This is a genomic window from Thalassococcus profundi, assembly GCF_003344785.1.
Classification (GTDB): domain Bacteria; phylum Pseudomonadota; class Alphaproteobacteria; order Rhodobacterales; family Rhodobacteraceae; genus Puniceibacterium; species Puniceibacterium profundi.
In genome coordinates, this window is the sequence record NZ_QPMK01000019.1 from 61,459 (window position 1) to 78,891 (window position 17,433).

Sequence of the window (17,433 nt, forward strand, 5' to 3'; positions counted from 1 at the left end):
CGTGTCGCGTCCTGCATTAGATATCCCCTACCTAAACACGGGGGCCGCCCGTGCAAGCGACAGATGGGCGCAGATGACCGACAGCGATATCAGCCTTCTGGGCACGCGCAACCGCAGCAAGTGGATCCGCCTGCGCACGATGATCCTGCTGCGCTGGTTCGCCATCGCCGGACAGCTGACGGCGATCTTCGTGGCACAGTACCTCTACGGCCTGCAACTGGAGTTGGGCCTGTGCTTCCTCGCCGTCGGCGTCTCGGTCATCGGCAACATGGTGGCGATCTTCGTCTTTCCCGAGAACAAGCGCCTGTCCGAGACCGAAAACCTGCTGATGGTGATGTTCGACCTGTTGCAGCTGTGTTTCCTGCTGTTCCTCACCGGCGGGCTGAACAACCCCTTTTCGGTTCTGGTGCTGGGCCCCGTCACGGTGTCGGCGGCAGTGCTGGCGCTGCGGTCCGCTATCCTGCTGGGAACCACCGCCTTCGTGCTCATCACCGCGATGATGTTCTACCACCTGCCGCTGCGCACCGCCGACGGAGACATCCTGCGCATCCCCGACATCTTCGTCTACGGCCAGTGGTTCGCGATCAGCATCGCGCTGGTCTTCATTTCTCTCTATGCCCGCCGCATCACCGCCGAGATGAACTCCATGTCCGACGCGCTGACCGCCACGCAGATGGCGCTGGCCCGGGCGCAGAAGCTCAACGACCTGGGCGGGGTGGTCGCCGCCGCCGCGCACGAGCTGGGCACGCCGCTGGCGACGATCAAGCTGACCTCGTCCGAGCTGATCGAGGATCTGGACGACCGGCCCGAACTGCAGGAGGACGCGCGTCTTATCCGCGAACAGGCCGACCGCTGCCGCGACATCCTGCGCTCCATGGGCCGCGCCGGAAAGGACGACCTGCAGATGCGGCAGGCGCCGCTGCTCGAGGTGATCCGCGAGGCGGCAGAGCCGCATGAGAGCCGCGGCAAGACCATCCGCATCGCCGAGTCGCCGGACCCCGAAGGCGATCCGGCGCAGCCGCAGATGCTGCGCCGCCCCGAGGTGATCCACGGGTTGCGGAATCTCGTGCAGAACGCCGTCGATTTCGCCCGCAGCACCATCTGGATCGAGGCGATCTGGTCCGACACCCAGATCACCGTCCGCATCCGCGACGACGGACGCGGATTTCCGCAGCACCTGCTGGGCCGGATCGGCGACCCGTTCGTCGGCCGCCGCCGCAGCGAGGCCGAGAAGAGCCACCGCCCGGAATACGAAGGCATGGGCCTGGGCCTCTTCATTGCCAAGACCCTGCTTGAACGGTCGGGCGCCGAGCTGAGCTTTGCCAACGGGTCCGACCCGTTCGAGCCGGTGGCGCCCAGCGGCGTCCCGACCGGCGCCGTGGTCGAGGTCACCTGGCCCCGCGCGCGCATCGTGCCCAGCGGCGCGGGCAACAGCTTTGCCATCGGCGAGAACCGTCCGATCACCGCCTGACGCGCTTCGGGCGGCGGTCGAAACCTTCATTAACCGCGTGTTAACCGCGTCTCTCCATGGTTGGCCGGGGACGAGGATTGCACGGTTAACCGGGTTTGGACGTATTCATCGCACTCTCCAGCGGTTTCGGCGCGGCGGTGGCGGCGCTTGTCGGGCTCTGCCTGCTCAGGCCGCCCCGCCGCAACGCGGCGCAGGCGGACCATGCGCCGCCGGACCCGCCGGCTTTCCTGTTGCACGACGGTCGTGTCATCCAGGCCAACCGGGCCGGCCGCGCCTGTCTCGGTGCCTTTGCGGACACAGCGGTCTGGGACGATCTTGTCGCCCTCTTCAAAGGCCGGTTTCCGGCCTTTCCCCCGCAACCGCCCAAAAAACGGCTGTCTCTCGCGGCCGAGGACGACTCCGGACACCGATTGTCCATCATGCCCGAAGCGGGCGGCCACCGGATTGTGCTGGATGGACCGCCGCCGCCTTATACGGCCCTGGACGACCTGCATGCCCAGGGCGCCGAACTGGCGCTGCTGCGCGCGACCATGACCTGCGCGCCGACGCCGGTCTGGCAATGCGATGAACAGGGCAGGGTGCTGTGGTCGAACGCCGCCTACGACCGGCTGTGCGACAGCCTCGGTCAGGCCGACCGCCGTGCGCCGATTTTCGACCTGGCGCTGCCGCAGACCGAAGAGCCGCAGCGTGTCCGCCTGCGCGTCGCGGATTCCGGCAACACCGTGCAGACCTGGTTCGAGATCTGCTCGGTCCTGTCGGACCGGCTCTGGCTCAATTACGGCGCCGATATCGACGCGGTCGTGCACGCGGAAACCGCCCAGCGCAATTTCGTACAGACGCTGACCAAGACCTTCGCCCACCTGCCCATCGGCCTTGCGATCTTTGATCGCGACCGGCGGCTGGCCCTGTTCAATCCGGCCCTGATCGACCTCACCAGCCTCAATGCGGAGTTTCTCAGCCAGAAACCCAATCTGATGACCTTTTTCGACACCATCCGCGAAAAGCGCATGATGCCCGAACCCAAGGATTACGCCAGTTGGCGCGAGGAAATGGCAGACCGCATCGCCGCGGCATCGAACGACCGCTATTGCGAGACCTGGTCACTGCCCTCGGGGCTGACCTACCGCGTCACCGGCCGCCCGCATCCAGACGGCGCCACGGCTTTTCTGATCGAGGATATCAGCGCCGAAGTTTCACTGAATCGCCGCTTCCGCTCTGAACTGGATCTCAGCCAGGCGGTGCTCGATTCCATGGACGACGCGGTCGCGGTGTTTTCCCAACTTGGTGTGCTGCTGTTCTGCAACGCGCCGTTCCGCACATTGTGGGACTACGACCCCGAAAGCGCCCTGAACGAAGTCACGGTGATCGAGGCGATCCGGCAATGGCAGCCGCGCTGCCAGGCGACGCCGGTCTGGGGCGACCTGCGCGACTTCGTCCTGACGCTGCGCGAACGCGCCGCCTGGGACGCGATGCTGCACCTGCAGGACGGGACGCCGCTGGTCTGCCATGTCGTCCCGGTGTCGCGCGGGGCGACCGTGGTGCGGTTCAGCCAGGCCCTGACGTCTCCCGCCCGGGTGCCCGCCACCGCGGCGGACAAACTCGCCGACGCCTGACCGCCGAACCTCCTTGCAGCGCCGGACACCGCGGGTAAGGTCGCTGCATGTCCGTCAGCCTCGCCCGTGTCACCTCTGTCAGTCCCGAAGAGACCTGCGCCCTCGCCCGGCGCCTGGGCGCAGCCCTTGTGCCGGGGGACGTGCTGCTGCTCTCCGGCGATATCGGGGCGGGAAAGACCCATTTCGCACGATGCCTGATCCAGTCGCTGCTGACGATGCCCGAGGATGTACCCTCGCCCACCTTCACACTGGTCCAGACCTACGACACCCGCGCCGGAGAGCTTTGGCACGCCGATCTCTACCGCTTGTCGGACCCGGACCAATGCGCCGAACTGGGCCTGACGGACGCCTTCGAGACGGCGATCTGCCTCGTCGAATGGCCAGACCGGCTGGCCGATCTCGCCCCTGCCGAAGCGCTGACACTGGAGTTCAGCGCCGGGCCCGAAGATACGGAACGCCGGATCATCCTGACCGGGGATCCGAAACGCTGGGCGCACCTGGCAGACCGGGTGCCCGCATGACCGACGACTGGATGCCGACCGACTGGCGGGAGGCCACCAGCACACCTCTCGCCGGCGATGCTTCGGCCCGGCGCTACTGGCGGCTGCACCGTGCCGATGGCGCCAGCGCCGTTCTCATGCACGACCCCGAAGGCGACGTGGCGCTTTTCGCGCGCCTGGCCCGGCACCTGACGGACCTGGGCCTCAGCGCCCCGACGATCATCGCCGAAACCCGCGGCAAACTGCTGATCGAAGACCTGGGCGACGCGGTGTTCGCCCGACTGATGAACGCCGACCCAGACTGCGAGTTTCGTCTCTACTCCAGCGCAATCGAGGCGCTCGCGGTCCTGCATGACCATCCGCCCCCCGCAGGACTGGACCGCGCCGACCCGGCGCGACTGGCGGCGATGACCGATCTGGCCTTCGACTGGTACGCGACCCGCGCGGGCGCTTCAAAGGCGAAACCGAACCGCGCCATGCGCCTGATGCAGGACGCGCTGGACCGCCATGCGCCCGACACCGACGTGATGATCCTGCGCGACTTTCATGCCGAGAACCTGATCTGGCTGCCGGATCGGTCGGGTGCGGCGCGCGCCGGGCTGCTGGATTTCCAGGACGCGCTGCAAGGCCATCGCGCCTACGATCTCGCGTCATTGATCACCGACGTCCGGCGCGACGTCTCGCCGGATATGCACGCGGCACTGGTCCGAGACTACCTCGACCGCACCGGCCTCGAGGCAGCACCTTTCCGCGCAGCGCTCGCCGTGCTGGGTGTGCAGCGCAACCTGCGCATCCTTGGCGTCTTTGCCCGCCTCGCCGCGACACGGGGCAAGCCGCAATATGTCGACCTGATCCCCCGCGTCTGGCGCCACCTGTCGGTCGGCCTGTCCCACCCGGCCCTGGCGGAACTCGCCGCCGAACTGCACCGCCTTCTTCCCGATCCGACACCGGACCGTCTGCATAAACTGAGAACCCCATGCCCGACGCCATAATGCTCTTTGCCGCCGGGTTCGGCACGCGCATGGGCGCACTCACCGCCGACCGCCCGAAGCCGCTGATCGAGGTCGCGGGCCGCGCGCTGCTGGATCATGCGCTCGACCTCGCAGAGGCGCATGGCCCGCTGCGCAAGGTGGTGAACGCCCACTATCGCGCCGAGCAGATCGAGATGCATCTGGCCGGGCGTGATGTTTCCGTGTCGATTGAGGAGCCCGACATCCTCGACACTGGCGGCGGGTTGCGCGCGGCGCTGCCGCTCCTTGGGGCGAACCCGGTTTTCACGCTCAACACCGACGCGATCTGGTCCGGTCCCAACCCGCTCGACCTGCTGGCCGACGCCTGGGACCCCGCAAGGATGGATGCGCTCCTGCTCTGCGTTCCGCTCGCCCGCGCCATCGGTCGCCAGGGCGGCGGCGACTTCCGCATCGACGCAGATGTGCGCCTGACCCGCGGCGGCGACCTTGTCTACTCCGGCGCGCAGATCCTCAAGACAGGCGGGCTTGCCGACATCCCCGAAACCGTCTTTTCACTGAACCTGTTGTGGAACCGCATGGCGCAGGCGGATCGGCTCTGCGGCCTGACCTACCCCGGCACATGGTGCGACGTCGGGCGCCCCGACGGCATCCCGCTGGCCGAGAGCCTGCTGGCAGGACGATCCGATGTTTGAACCGGGCGGCTCGCCACGCCTCTTCGCGCTGCCGCCGGGGGTCGATTTTCCGGCAGCGCTGGTGGACGGGCTGCGCGCGCGCCAGCAGGGGCAACCGCCCGAAGCCATGGCGCGGATCGAGTTGATCGTGAACACCCAGCGCATGGCCCGGCGCATCCGCGAGATCTTCGAGGCCGGACCGCCCGGCTTCCTGCCACGCATCCGGCTGCTTACCGACCTCGACGACGCCGCCAGTTTCACCGATCTGCCCGCCCCGATCTCGCCCCTGCGCCGCCGGCTGGAACTGGTCGAGCTGGTGTCGGAGCTTTTGCGTCAGGAACCGGAGCTGGCTCCGCGCGCCGCGCTCTACGATCTGGCCGACAGCCTTGTCGCGCTGATGGACGAGATGCAGATCGAGGCAGTCCCGCCCGACCGGCTGAGCGCACTCGACGTCTCGGATCAATCCGGCCACTGGGCGCGCGCCTTGCGGTTCGTCACCATTGTCCAGCGCTATTTCCAGGCCGGAGACGAGCCGCCCGATACCACCGCTTTGCAGCGGATCGCGCTGGAACAGAGACTGATTCAGTGGTCGCGCACCCCGCCGGCGCATCCGGTGATCCTGGCCGGATCGACCGGATCGCGCGGCACGACGCTACGGCTGATGCAGGCGGTGGCGAACCTGCCGCAGGGCGCGGTCGTGCTGCCGGGGTTCGACACCGACATGCCGCCGGCGGTCTGGGGCCAGCTGACCGATGCGCTGAGCGGCGAAGATCATCCGCAATTCCGCTTCGCCCGGCTGATGGCCGAACTGGGCGTCGGTCCCGACGCGATCCGCCGTTGGACGGATGCGACACCGCCCGCGCCGGATCGCAACCGCCTGTTGTCGCTCGCTCTGCGCCCCGCGCCGGTCACGGACCAATGGCTGACCGAAGGCCCAGGTCTCGCGCCGCTGATCCCCGCCACCAACCGGGTGACGCTGCTGGAATCCCAATCGACCCGGGAAGAGGCGCTGGCCATCGCCCTGCGCCTGCGCCAGGCCGCCGAGGACGGCCAGACCGCCGCCCTGATCACGCCCGACCGGATGCTGTCGCGGCAAGTGACGGCGGCGCTCGACCGATGGAACATCCTGCCCGACGACAGCGCCGGGACACCGCCGCAACTGACGCCGCCGGGGCGATTTCTGCGCCACGTTGCGGCTCTGTTCCAGCAGGATCTGACATCAGAGGCGCTGCTGACGCTTCTCAAACACCCGCTCACCCATACCGGGGCGGAACGCGGCGATCACCTGCGCCACACCCGCGACCTTGAACTGCATCTGCGCGACAAGGGTATCCCCTTTCCCGACGTCGCGCAGATCACCGCCTGGGCCAAAAAGGACGATCGGACGCAATGGGGTGCCTGGGTGACCGGGTGTTTCTGCCAGCCCGCGGTTGACGGGGACCTGCCGCTGGCCGACTGGATGTCTCGCCATAGGGCGCGCGCCGAGGCCATCGCCGCCGGATCGGCCTCCGACGATCCCGCCGAACTCTGGAACGAAACCGCCGGGCGCGAGGTCCGCAAGATCGTCGACGAACTGGAGCGCGAGGCGCCCCATGGCGGCCCGCTCGACGCCCGCGACTATGCCGATCTTTTCGGCGCCGTCCTGTCGCGTGGCGAGGTCCGCGACCGCGACGCGCCGCACCCGCATATCAAGATCTGGGGCACGCTCGAGGCGCGTGTGATGGGCGCCGACCTGCTGATCCTGGGCGGGCTGAACGAAGGCAACTGGCCGGAAATGCCGGGCGCCGACCCCTGGCTCAACCGTCGGATGCGGCACGATGCGGGTCTATTGTTGCCCGAACGGCGCATCGGCCTGTCGGCGCATGATTTTCAGCAGGCTTTCGGCGCCGCCGAGGTCTGGCTGACCCGGTCGGCAAAGTCCGACGACGCCGAGACCGTGCCGTCGCGCTGGCTCAACCGTCTGACCAACCTCATGGCGGGCCTGCCCGACCGCGACGGGCCGCAGGCCTTGCGGGCGATGCGGACCCGCGGCGCGCATTGGCTGGCGCTCGGCCGCACGCTGGAAACGCCGATTCCCGCGCCGCGTGCCCCGCGTCCTTCCCCGGCCCCGCCCGTTGACGTGCGGCCACGCAAACTGTCCGTCACCCGTATCAAGAACCTGATCCGCGACCCTTACGCAATCTACGCGCAGTACGTCCTGGGGCTAAAACCTCTCAACCCTCTGCAGCGCGCGCCCGATGCGCTGATGCGCGGGGTCGTCGTGCACGAGGTGATGGAGAATTTCCTCAAACAGTCTCTGATACAGCCCGAAACGCTTACAGCCGGACACCTTCTGGCCCTGACGCGGCAGCTGCTGGAGACCCAGGTACCCTTCCCAACGATGCGCCATCTCTGGCAGGCCCGCGTTGCGCGTGCGGCGGACTGGTTCGTCGCCACCGAAGCCGATCGACAGGCGCGGGCGACCCCGCATCCCGAGCGGCTGGAGATCAAGGGCGCTGCGGCATTGGACGGGCTGCCCTTCACCCTCACCGCCACCGCCGACCGGATCGACCTCGACGAAACCGGACGCGCGGTGATCTACGACTACAAGACCGGCGCGCCGCCCTCTGCCGATGCGCAGCGCTACTTCGACAAGCAGCTGCTGCTCGAATCCGCCATGGTCGAAGCAGGCGGTTTCGACCTGCTCGGCCCCTGCCGCGTCGCCTACGCCGCGTATATCGGTCTCGCTCCGTCGCCGGTCGAGCTTGCGGCGCCGCTCGACAAGGTCACCCCGGCTGAAGTCTGGCAACAGTTCCATGACCTCATTCGGGCCTATTCAGAGCCTGACAAGGGGTATACCGCCCGTCGCGCCATGCTCAGGGAATCGGACCTGTCCGACTATGACCATCTGTCGCGGTACGGCGAATGGGACACCTCCGAACCGCCCCGCCGCGAGGTGCTGGAATGACCGACGACGCCACCCTGCGCCAGGTCGAAGCGGCGCGGCCGGACCGGTCCACATGGCTCTCGGCCAATGCCGGGTCGGGCAAGACGCGGGTCCTGACCGACCGAGTCGCGCGGCTGCTGCTGGACGGCGTGCTGCCCGAGCATGTGCTCTGCCTCACCTACACCAAGGCCGCTGCGTCCGAGATGCAGAACCGGCTGTTCCGGCGTCTGGGAGCCTGGGCGATGCTGGACGATGCCGCGCTCACCAACCAGTTGCGCGATCTGGGTGCTGAGGCGACGCCCGACCCGGAGTTTCTACGCCGCGCCCGCACGCTCTTTGCCCGCGCCATCGAGACGCCGGGCGGGCTGCGGATTCAGACCATCCATTCCTTTTGCGCCGCCCTGCTACGAAGATTTCCGCTGGAGGCGCAGGTCAGCCCGCAATTTACCGAAATCGAGGACCGCGCGGCAGAGCTGCTGCGGGCAGAGGTGCTTGATCGCATGTCCGACGGACCGCAGGCGGATCGCGTCGCCGCGCTGGCCGCCTATCTGGGCGCCGACATGCCGGAAAAGCTGTTGCGCGAACTGGTCGGGCACAAGGCCGCATTTCTGCCGCCGCGCAGTGACGCGGAGATCCGGGCGCTTTACAATCTGCCGGACGGGCTGGACGAGACCGCGCTGCTGGCGCGCGTCTTCCTTGGAAGCGAAACGCAGCTTTTGGCCGAATTGGTGCCGCTTCTGAACGCCAGCGGCACCATGGATCAGAAGGCGGGCGCAAAGCTCTCCGCGGTCATCGGCCCTGACATGGCGTCGCTTCGGGTGCTCGAAGACGTGTTCCTCGTGAAATCGGGTGACAACATCGGCAAGGTCAGCAGCCGCGCCGTGACCAAGGCCATTCTGAACGGACCCTTGGGCAACCCGCTGTCGCAGCTCATGCAACGGGTCGAGGACTCCCGCGCCCTGCGCCTGTCCTGGGAGGCAGCGGAGCGAGATGTGGCTCTGCATCGTTTTGCCCAGGCCTTTCTGCCCGCCTACGAGGACGCGAAGGTGCGGCGCGGCTGGCTCGATTTCGACGACCTCATCGACAAGGCCCGCACGCTGCTCTCGGACACGGCGGTGGCGCAATGGGTGCTGTTCCGGCTCGATGGCGGCATCGACCACATCCTTGTGGATGAGGCGCAGGATACGTCACCCGCGCAATGGCAGGTGATCGAACGGCTGGCGCAGGAGTTCACCTCGGGCGAGGGCGCGCGGGCGAACGTGCGGCGCACGATCTTCGTCGTGGGCGACAAGAAGCAGTCGATCTATTCCTTCCAGGGTGCCGATCCGCGGGAATTCGACCGGATGCGGGACGATTTCTCAGACCGGCTCGAACCCACCGGATCGCCCCTGTCATCGCTGACGCTGGAATACAGTTTTCGCTCTGCCGCGCCGATCCTGAGCCTTGTGGACCACACCTTTCCGGGTCGCGAAGAGGCCGGTTTCTCTGCCGATCAGGTCCACCGCGCCTTCAAGTCCGCGATGCCGGGGCGGGTCGACCTCTGGCCGCACGTGCCCGCCACCAAGGACGAGAAGGACGGCGAATGGTACGACCCCGTGGACCGTGTGAGCGAGACGCATCACACGGTGATCCTTGCCCAGCGCATCGCCCGGTTCATGCGCGAGACGATCGAGCAAAAGACGCCGCTTCCGGTGGAACAGGGTCACAGCGGCCAGTATGCGGCTCGCCCTGTGCATGCAGGGGACTTCCTGATCCTGGTCCGCGGACGGTCGCGGCTTTTTGCCGAGATCATCCGCGCCTGCAAGCAGGAAGGGCTGCCCATCGCCGGGGCCGACCGGCTCAAGGTCATGGCGGAGCTTGCGGTGCGCGACCTGGGCTCGCTGCTGGCGTTTCTCGCAACGCCGGAGAATTCGCTGTCTCTGGCCACGGCGTTGCGATCCCCGCTTTTCGGTCTGGAAGAGGCGCAGCTTTTCGACCTCGCCCACCGACGCGACGGCCCCTACCTCTGGACCGAGTTGCGCCGTCGCAGAGACGATTTTCCCGGTGTGATGGCGATGATCGACGACCTGCGCGGGCAGACGGATTTCCTGCGGCCCTTCGATCTGATCGAACGGATCCTGACGCGCCACGAAGGGCGCAAGCGGCTGTTGGGACGGCTCGGAGACGAGGCCGAGGACGGCATCAATGCATTGCTGCAGCAGGCACTGGCCTTCGAACAGACGCAAGTGCCGTCGCTTACCGGCTTTTTGCAGTGGATGCAGACCGACGACCTCGAGATCAAGCGCGCCGCAGACAGCGCCGGCGGTCGGGTCCGGGTGATGACGGTGCACGGCGCCAAGGGGCTCGAAGCGCCGATCGTCATCCTGCCCGACTGCGCCCAGCCGAACACGGCATTGCGGGGCGAACTTCTCAGGATGCCCAGGGACGTTGCAGTCTGGAAAGCGCGCTCCGACCAGATGCCGCCGCTGCATGAAAGCCTTCAGGACGCGGCCAAGGCCGCAGATGCACGGGAGCGGGACCGCTTGCTCTATGTGGCTCTGACCCGCGCGGAAAAATGGCTGATCGTGGCGGCCGCTGGCGATCTGGGGAAGAAGGGCGAGGCCTGGTACGATCAGGTCCGCGAGGGGATGACGGCGGCAGGCGCCGCACCGCACAGTTACGATTTCGGCGGCCTCGGCAGCGGCGAAGGGCTGAGCCTTGGCCAGACCGACTGGACGCACCTCTCTCTCCGGGATAGCAACAGGCCGCCGGAACCGCCGCCGGACCTGCCCGAGATCTTCACCAGGCCCGCGCCGGTCCCGCGCATCCCGCCCGCGACGCGCCTGCCGTCGGACCTGGGCGGCGCCAAGGCTCTGCCGGGCGCCGAAGGCGACACGGAAGAGCTCGCCAAGGCGCGCGGCACGCTGATCCACCGGCTGTTGGAGCACCTGCCCGCCGTCGCGGAACCGGGTCGCGCCGAGATGGCGCGCCGCCTGCTGGACATGGCGCCGGGCGCGTCCGAGCATGCAAGACTTTTCGACACGATGGAGGACGAGGCGTTGGCGGTCCTGTCGACCCCCGCGCTTGCCCGCTTCTTCGGCTCCGACGCACTGGCCGAAGTGCCGCTGACCGCGGACCTGCCCGGCCTGGGGCGGATTTACGGCGTGATCGACCGCCTGATCGTCTCGCCTGACAGGGTCACGGCGGTGGATTTCAAGACCAACCGCACGATCCCCGGACGCGCCGAGGACTGCCCCGACGGACTTTTGCGGCAGATGGGGGCGTACGAGGCCATGCTGAAGACGATCTACCCTGGACACGAGATCGAGGTCGGCATCCTCTGGACCGTCGGTCCGCACTACATGCCGTTGCCTCACGGCCTGATCACACACTCCTTGGCACGCATCCCACCACCTTGACGCTGACACCGGCGGTCCATACCTTCACGGTAAGCATCCAGACACCCAACCCGATTTCAGGAGACATCCCATGTCCACAGTCGCTGTCACCGACGCCACCTTCGACGACGAAGTCAAGAATTCCTCCGTCCCGGTCGTGGTGGATTTCTGGGCCGAATGGTGCGGCCCATGCAAGCAGATCGGCCCGGCGCTTGAAGAACTGTCCGCCGAATACGGCGACAAGATCAAGGTCGCCAAGGTCGATGTCGACACCAACCCGAACACCGCCGCCCAGATGGGTGTGCGCGGGATTCCGTCGCTGTTCATCTTCAAGGACGGACAGGTCGTGTCGAACCGCACCGGCGCCGCGCCCAAGGCCGCGCTCAAGGGCTGGATCGACGAATCGATCTGATCACCAGGCTAGACGTCGCGAAAGGCCCCGCTTCGGCGGGGCCTTTTTCGATTTCAGGCCAGCGCCCGCTCCGCCAGCCGCTGCAACCGTTTCAATCGACGCCCCTGCCCCTTGGACCGGTCGAGCATCCGCGCCGGGATCGCCGCCCAGTCCATCAGGATGCGCACGCGCAGCAGGTAGCCGACCGAGGGATCGTCGGCCCCGACCAGATCGTAGCCGTCGAAGAAGGCCGCCAGAAGCCCCGGGTCGATCACCGCGCCATCCGGCACGGCATCGAGATCGCCGAAAACGCCGACGTAGTGCAGCAGGAACCGGGCGATATCGAAGCCCACAGGCGCGCTGTGCTTGGCGGAAAAGTCGATGCCCCAGCTGCGCGGCCCGTCCAGCAGGATGTTGCGCAGGTGCATGTCGCCATGGGTGGCGGACGACACGGTCTGCCGGCCCTCGAATTCTGCACCGAGCGCGATCACCCTCTCCGCGTGCCGGCGGAACGCCGCGGGATCGGGCAGGACGATCTCGCCGCTTTCGTGCTGGCTCAGCAAATGCGCCACGTGGTTGCGCATGAATTTCGGCTGGTACCTGCGCGTCTCGACCGGGCCGCTGCGGTGAAAGGCGGCCATCCAGCGCCCCGCGCGGCGCAGCAGGTCCGCCGTTGAGCCGCCCGCGTCGATCAAGTCGTAAACCGTCTCTCCGGGAGCGGCCCGCATGAGGACGGCCCGTGCCTCTGTGTCGAACTCGAGAATGTCGGGCACCGCTTCGGACTGGTTCGCCATCGCCTCGGCCGCGCGCATCTGCGCCGCGATCAGGGTCTGGAACACCTTAGTGTCCATGGGCCGATAGAGCCGCTTGAAGATCAGCGCGGTGTCGGCGCCGTCCCAACGCTGCACGATGTGATGGTGAGTCGCGGTTTGCTTGCGCCAGTCGCGGGTCATGCGGAACGTCGCCGGATCGAACCACGCCGCCCGTGCGAGGCGCTCCCAGACCGCGCGGTCGGATAATTTCTCCATGCGGATCAGTCCCTTGGGCGGCGATGGTTGCAATGCCAAAACATTGCACAGATATAGAGCCGAAAGGAAGGTATCGATCATGGCACAAAGCGATTTCCCCGGCTGGCACGGCACCACGATCATCGGCGTCCGCAAGGGCGGCAAGGTGGTCGTCGCGGGCGACGGGCAGGTGAGCCTGGGCCAGACGGTGATCAAGGGCACGGCCCGCAAGGTACGTCGGCTCAGCCCCGGCGGCTACGACGTGGTCTGCGGGTTCGCCGGGTCCACGGCGGATGCCTTCACTCTGCTTGAACGGCTCGAGGCAAAGCTCGAGGCGACCCCGGGGCAGTTGCAGCGCGCAAGCGTCGAACTGGCCAAGGACTGGCGCACCGACAAATATCTGCAAAAGCTCGAGGCGATGCTGATCGTGACCGACGGGACCGATTTGCTCATCATCACCGGCGCCGGCGACGTGCTCGAACCGGAGCATGATATCGCCGCCATCGGTTCCGGCGGGAACTTCGCGCTCGCCGCCGCGCGCGGATTGATGGAGACCGATCACGATGCCGAAGAGGTCGCCCGCCGCGCCATGGCCATCGCCGCCGATATCTGCGTCTACACCAATGGAAACCTGACCGTCGAAACCATCGGCGGGTAAGAATTTCCAGAAATTCTTACCAAAAGTCTCTGAAGACTTTTGGAACCGGAGCCTCTCATGACCGACCTCACCCCCCGCGAAATCGTCTCGGAACTCGACCGGTTCATCATCGGCCAGAAGGATGCCAAGCGCGCCGTCGCCGTCGCCCTGCGCAACCGCTGGCGCCGCAAGCAGCTGGCCGACGATCTGCGCGATGAAGTCTACCCGAAGAACATCCTGATGATCGGCCCCACCGGCGTCGGCAAGACCGAGATCAGCCGCCGCCTGGCCAAGCTGGCGCGCGCGCCCTTCATCAAGGTCGAGGCGACGAAATTCACCGAGGTGGGCTATGTCGGCCGCGATGTCGAACAGATCGTGCGCGACCTCGTCGATGCCTCCATGGCAATGACCCGCGACCAGATGCGCGAGGACGTCAAGTCTGCCGCCCACACCGCCGCCGAAGAGCGCGTGATCACCGCCATCGCCGGTGAGGACGCGCGCGAAGGTACCCGCGACATGTTTCGCCGCAAGCTCAAGGCCGGAGAGCTGGACGACACGATGATCGAACTAGACGTGGCCGAAACCGGCAATCCGCTGGGCCAGATGGACATCCCCGGCCAGCCCGGCATGGGCATGATGAACCTCGGCGAGATGTTCGGCAAAGCCTTCGGCCAGCGCACCACCCGCAAACGCCTGACCGTTGCGCAAAGTTACGAGATCCTGATCGGCGAAGAGGCCGACAAGCTCTTGGACGACGAGACGGTGAAGACCGCGGCGCTCGAAGCGGTAGAACAGAACGGCATCGTCTTCCTCGACGAGATCGACAAGGTCTGCGCCCGCTCGGATGCCCGCGGCGGCGACGTCAGCCGCGAGGGCGTGCAGCGCGACCTGCTGCCTCTGATCGAGGGCACGACCGTCAGCACCAAGCACGGTCCGGTCAAGACCGACCACATCCTCTTCATCGCCTCGGGTGCCTTTCACATCGCCAAGCCGTCGGACCTGCTGCCCGAACTGCAGGGCCGCCTGCCGATCCGCGTCAACCTGCGGGCCCTGACAGAGGCGGATTTCGTCCGCATCCTGACCGAGACCGACAATGCCCTGACCCGGCAGTATACCGCGCTCATGGCGACCGAGGAGGTCACCGTCACCTTTACCGACGATGGCATCGAAGCGCTGGCCCGCATCGCCGCCGAGGTCAACACAAGCGTCGAGAACATCGGCGCCCGGCGGCTCTACACGGTGATGGAACGGGTCTTCGAAGAGCTGAGCTTTACCGCGCCGGACAAGGCCGGGGAGGCGATCACCGTCGACGATGCCTTCGTCGAAAAACATCTTGGCGATCTCAGCCGGTCGACGGATCTCAGCCGTTACGTGTTGTGAACCGAAGTGATCGGACAAGTTCCGGACCGGACGCCGCGCAGCGATCTCCAAGCATCAGACCCGAAGCGACAGTGCTCAACGCGCCTTTCCGGCATCGGCGTTTGACACGCTATAGGGGAAAATAGATCATCTGTCGCTGGCCCCGATATCGCCAACGTTGTATGCTCGCAACATTCGTTGCGAGAGTGGAGCATATAACGTGGTTGAACGGCCGCCGAAAGATTACGAGGCGCTGATCACGCTGATCCATGCCGAGCACGACAGGATGAGCAGATCAAACCAGCTTGTCGCGCAGCTGCTGACGCAAAGTCCCAACGATGTTGCAATCCATTCGACGCACGAGCTTGCGCGGCGATGCAAGCTACATGCCTCGAGTCTCGTGCGTTTCGCGCAGTCTCTGGGTTTCACCGGTTTCAAGGATCTTCAGCGCCTGTTCCGAGAGCGCCTGACCAAGCCCGCCCCGGGGTTCGAGACGCGTGCGCGCCAGTTGCAGACCGAAATCTCGGAGACCGGCACCGACGCGCGCAAACTGCTGGCCGAACTTGTGTCGCAGGACGCCGCCGCGCTGGACCGTCTGCTGGGCGATGTGACCGACCGGCAGCTGGACCAGGCCGTGGAACTGCTGGCCAGGGCCGAGACGATCTATCTGCTGGGCCAGCTGCGTTCGGCCCCGATCGTCGAGCTGATGCGATACATGCTCACCATGGTCCGACGTCGCGTCATACTCCTGGACCCCGCAGGCGGTCTATCGACGCATATGGCGCGGCTGATCGGACCCGGCGACGTTCTCGTGGCGGTCTCCTTTCGATATTATGCGACAGAGGTGGTCAACGTCACCGAAGAAGCCATCGGGCGCGGCGTGCCGGTCATCGCGATCACCGACAGCGATCTTTCGCCACTGACACGAAACGCCAGCGTGCTCTTCACCGTGCCGGAACAGGAGGCTGCCTTCAAACGCTCTCTGGCGGCGCCGATCTGCCTGGCGCAGGCCATCGTTCTGGCATTGGCGGCGCACCTTTCCGGGTCCGGCGACAAGGTGCCGCCGATCCCGATTGTGACCCAGTCGTTCTAGGCGGGTAACGCCCCGTCAAGCGACATGGCTCTTTCCGGCGTCGGCGGCGCGAAGGAATAACCGCCCCAGACAGACTGGTCGTAGTGAATGACAGAGCCCGTCATCAGCCCGCTGTCGGACGACGCGAGGAACACCACTGCACGCGCCACCTCTTCGGGGTCGATCAGCCGTCCGAAAGGCTGTGCGGCTCCCGCTTCAGCTTGCCAGTCCTCTGTCGCACCGTGTCGCGCTGGATCCGGTCCTCGCCGTCGGAGGCCATCCAGCCGATATTGAGCTGGTTCACGTGAATCCGGTTGCGCATCAGGGCGTAACCGGAATTGCGCGTCAGCGTCGCCAGCGCGCCTTTGGAAGTGCAGTAGGGCGCGATGAAGGGCTGGCCCGCAAGCGCCGAAGCCGACCCGATGTTCACGATTCTGCCCTCAACGCCATCGCGGATCATGCGCTTTACCGTATCCTGCATCAGGAAAAAGGGGGCTCGGGTGTTGATCGCAAACATCCGGTCGAACAGCTCCTCATCCGTATCGACCAGCGATCCCCGGTCGGTCACCCCGGCTGCGTTCACCAGGATATCGACGCCGCCGAACTCCTCCTCGGCCACGGCGATCACGGATCGGCAGTCCGCAACCTGCGCGAGGTCGGCCTGGACGAAGCGGACGGGAACGCCGGTCGCGCAGGTGACATCTGCGGCGACGGCCTCGCCTTTCTCGGCGCTGCGGCCGCAGGTGACGATGCCGCCCGCACCCGCCCGTGCCAGAGCGCCGTTTCTTCGTCGTCATTGCAACCTCCTGTTTCAGAGCGTTGCGACGACCGGTTGAGACCGCCTAGATGGCAACGTCGTCTCCACCCCGCAGCGCAAGCCGGTCGTTCCCGCCGCCGCCGGACACCGTGTCGTTGCGCATCGTACCGAACAGCCGATCGTTGCGCTCAGTACCTTCCAAATGACTGCCGTGGCTCTGAAAGAGGCTCAAACCATAGCGAAAGATACTGAAGAACGTTATTGTGCATTAGGCTCAGGACTCATAGCCAGTAGATGACGATGGCGGCGAGAGCGATGGCCGAGCAGCCAATCGGCATTCGGCAGACTGTCGCAAAGAACCCGTGCACCGATGTAGTCGCTCACCTGCCCGGCAGTGACGAACAGGTTGAGTGGACGTCCCTGGCTGTCGCAGATGGCGTGCAATTTCGTGTTCATTCCACCCTTGGTTCGGCCGATCAGGCGGCCGCGCCCCCCTTTTTGACGCCCAGACTGGACGCCGTGCGGTGAGCCTTCAGGTACTTGCGCAGGCTCACTCGAACGCATGGCGTTCGCCTGCTCACGTCGATCATCACGGTCTTCTTCTCGCCGTGCTCGGCAACCAGTCCCGCCATCATCTTCGCGAAGATGCCCTTGTCGCTCCACCGCTTCCAACGATTGTAG

15 protein-coding genes and 1 pseudogene are annotated in these 17,433 nt (G+C 66.4%); 11 read left to right on the plus strand and 5 right to left on the minus strand.

All coding sequences use genetic code 11. The features are described 5' to 3' along the window. The first annotated feature begins 73 nt into the window (after positions 1-73). The 8 genes from regB to trxA all read left to right on the plus strand — a co-directional run bounded on the left by regB (position 74) and on the right by trxA (position 11,941). Positions 74-1,471: a sensor histidine kinase RegB gene (gene regB / locus DU478_RS19145; protein ID WP_114512565.1), complete on the plus strand. Its 1,398-nt coding sequence runs from the start codon at positions 74-76 to the stop codon at positions 1,469-1,471. Positions 1,472-1,566: 95 nt separating this feature from the next. Beyond that, positions 1,567-3,084, plus strand: coding sequence for a PAS-domain containing protein (locus DU478_RS19150; protein ID WP_114512566.1), 1,518 nt, complete (start codon positions 1,567-1,569; stop codon positions 3,082-3,084). Between the two features lie 47 nt (positions 3,085-3,131). Continuing rightward, positions 3,132-3,605 carry a tRNA (adenosine(37)-N6)-threonylcarbamoyltransferase complex ATPase subunit type 1 TsaE gene (gene tsaE / locus DU478_RS19155; protein ID WP_114512567.1) on the plus strand — a complete coding sequence of 158 codons (474 nt, stop codon included), beginning with the start codon at positions 3,132-3,134 and terminating at the stop codon, positions 3,603-3,605. Further along, a complete protein-coding gene (locus DU478_RS19160; RefSeq protein WP_114512568.1) occupies positions 3,602-4,576 on the plus strand; it encodes an aminoglycoside phosphotransferase family protein in 975 nt (324 codons plus the stop codon). The genes tsaE and DU478_RS19160 overlap by 4 nt, the downstream gene beginning before the upstream one ends. Then, positions 4,561-5,247, plus strand: a complete 687-nt coding sequence (locus tag DU478_RS19165; protein ID WP_114512569.1) for a nucleotidyltransferase family protein — start codon at positions 4,561-4,563, stop codon at positions 5,245-5,247. Before DU478_RS19160 ends, DU478_RS19165 begins: the two co-directional genes overlap by 16 nt. After that, a complete protein-coding gene (addB, locus tag DU478_RS19170) occupies positions 5,240-8,173 on the plus strand; it encodes a double-strand break repair protein AddB (RefSeq protein ID WP_114512570.1) in 2,934 nt (977 codons plus the stop codon). Before DU478_RS19165 ends, addB begins: the two co-directional genes overlap by 8 nt. After that, a complete protein-coding gene (addA, locus tag DU478_RS19175) occupies positions 8,170-11,550 on the plus strand; it encodes a double-strand break repair helicase AddA (RefSeq protein WP_114512571.1) in 3,381 nt (1,126 codons plus the stop codon). The genes addB and addA overlap by 4 nt, the downstream gene beginning before the upstream one ends. A 70-nt stretch (positions 11,551-11,620) precedes the next feature. Beyond that, a complete protein-coding gene (gene trxA / locus DU478_RS19180) occupies positions 11,621-11,941 on the plus strand; it encodes a thioredoxin (RefSeq protein WP_114512572.1) in 321 nt (106 codons plus the stop codon). Between the two features lie 53 nt (positions 11,942-11,994). Here trxA and DU478_RS19185 read toward each other — a convergent pair whose 3' ends face one another. Beyond that, positions 11,995-12,948: a phosphotransferase gene (locus DU478_RS19185; protein WP_158545817.1), complete on the minus strand. Its 954-nt coding sequence runs from the start codon at positions 12,946-12,948 to the stop codon at positions 11,995-11,997. Between the two features lie 79 nt (positions 12,949-13,027). Between DU478_RS19185 and hslV the strand changes: the two genes are divergently transcribed. The 3 genes from hslV to DU478_RS19200 all read left to right on the plus strand — a co-directional run bounded on the left by hslV (position 13,028) and on the right by DU478_RS19200 (position 16,016). After that, positions 13,028-13,585, plus strand: a complete 558-nt coding sequence (gene hslV, locus DU478_RS19190; protein WP_114512580.1) for an ATP-dependent protease subunit HslV — start codon at positions 13,028-13,030, stop codon at positions 13,583-13,585. 57 nt (positions 13,586-13,642) lie between these two features. After that, on the plus strand, positions 13,643-14,944 hold the full coding sequence (gene hslU / locus DU478_RS19195; protein ID WP_114512574.1) for an ATP-dependent protease ATPase subunit HslU: 1,302 nt from the start codon (positions 13,643-13,645) through the stop codon (positions 14,942-14,944). Positions 14,945-15,143: 199 nt separating this feature from the next. Then, positions 15,144-16,016 (plus strand): MurR/RpiR family transcriptional regulator, encoded by an 873-nt coding sequence (locus DU478_RS19200; RefSeq protein ID WP_233501434.1) that lies wholly within the window; start codon positions 15,144-15,146, stop codon positions 16,014-16,016. Here the strand turns inward: DU478_RS19200 and DU478_RS23770 are convergent. The 4 genes and pseudogenes from DU478_RS23770 to DU478_RS19210 form a co-directional block, all read right to left on the minus strand. After that, positions 16,013-16,165, minus strand: a complete 153-nt coding sequence (locus DU478_RS23770; protein WP_407703173.1) for a hypothetical protein — start codon at positions 16,163-16,165, stop codon at positions 16,013-16,015. The genes DU478_RS19200 and DU478_RS23770 overlap by 4 nt on opposite strands. 14 nt (positions 16,166-16,179) lie before the next feature. Then, positions 16,180-16,770: an oxidoreductase gene (locus tag DU478_RS19205; RefSeq protein ID WP_325048113.1), complete on the minus strand. Its 591-nt coding sequence runs from the start codon at positions 16,768-16,770 to the stop codon at positions 16,180-16,182. Between the two features lie 67 nt (positions 16,771-16,837). Then, positions 16,838-16,984 carry a hypothetical protein gene (locus DU478_RS23775; protein WP_407703174.1) on the minus strand — a complete coding sequence of 49 codons (147 nt, stop codon included), beginning with the start codon at positions 16,982-16,984 and terminating at the stop codon, positions 16,838-16,840. Between the two features lie 80 nt (positions 16,985-17,064). Then, positions 17,065-17,433, minus strand: a pseudogene (locus DU478_RS19210) (IS5/IS1182 family transposase); the annotation flags it as partial.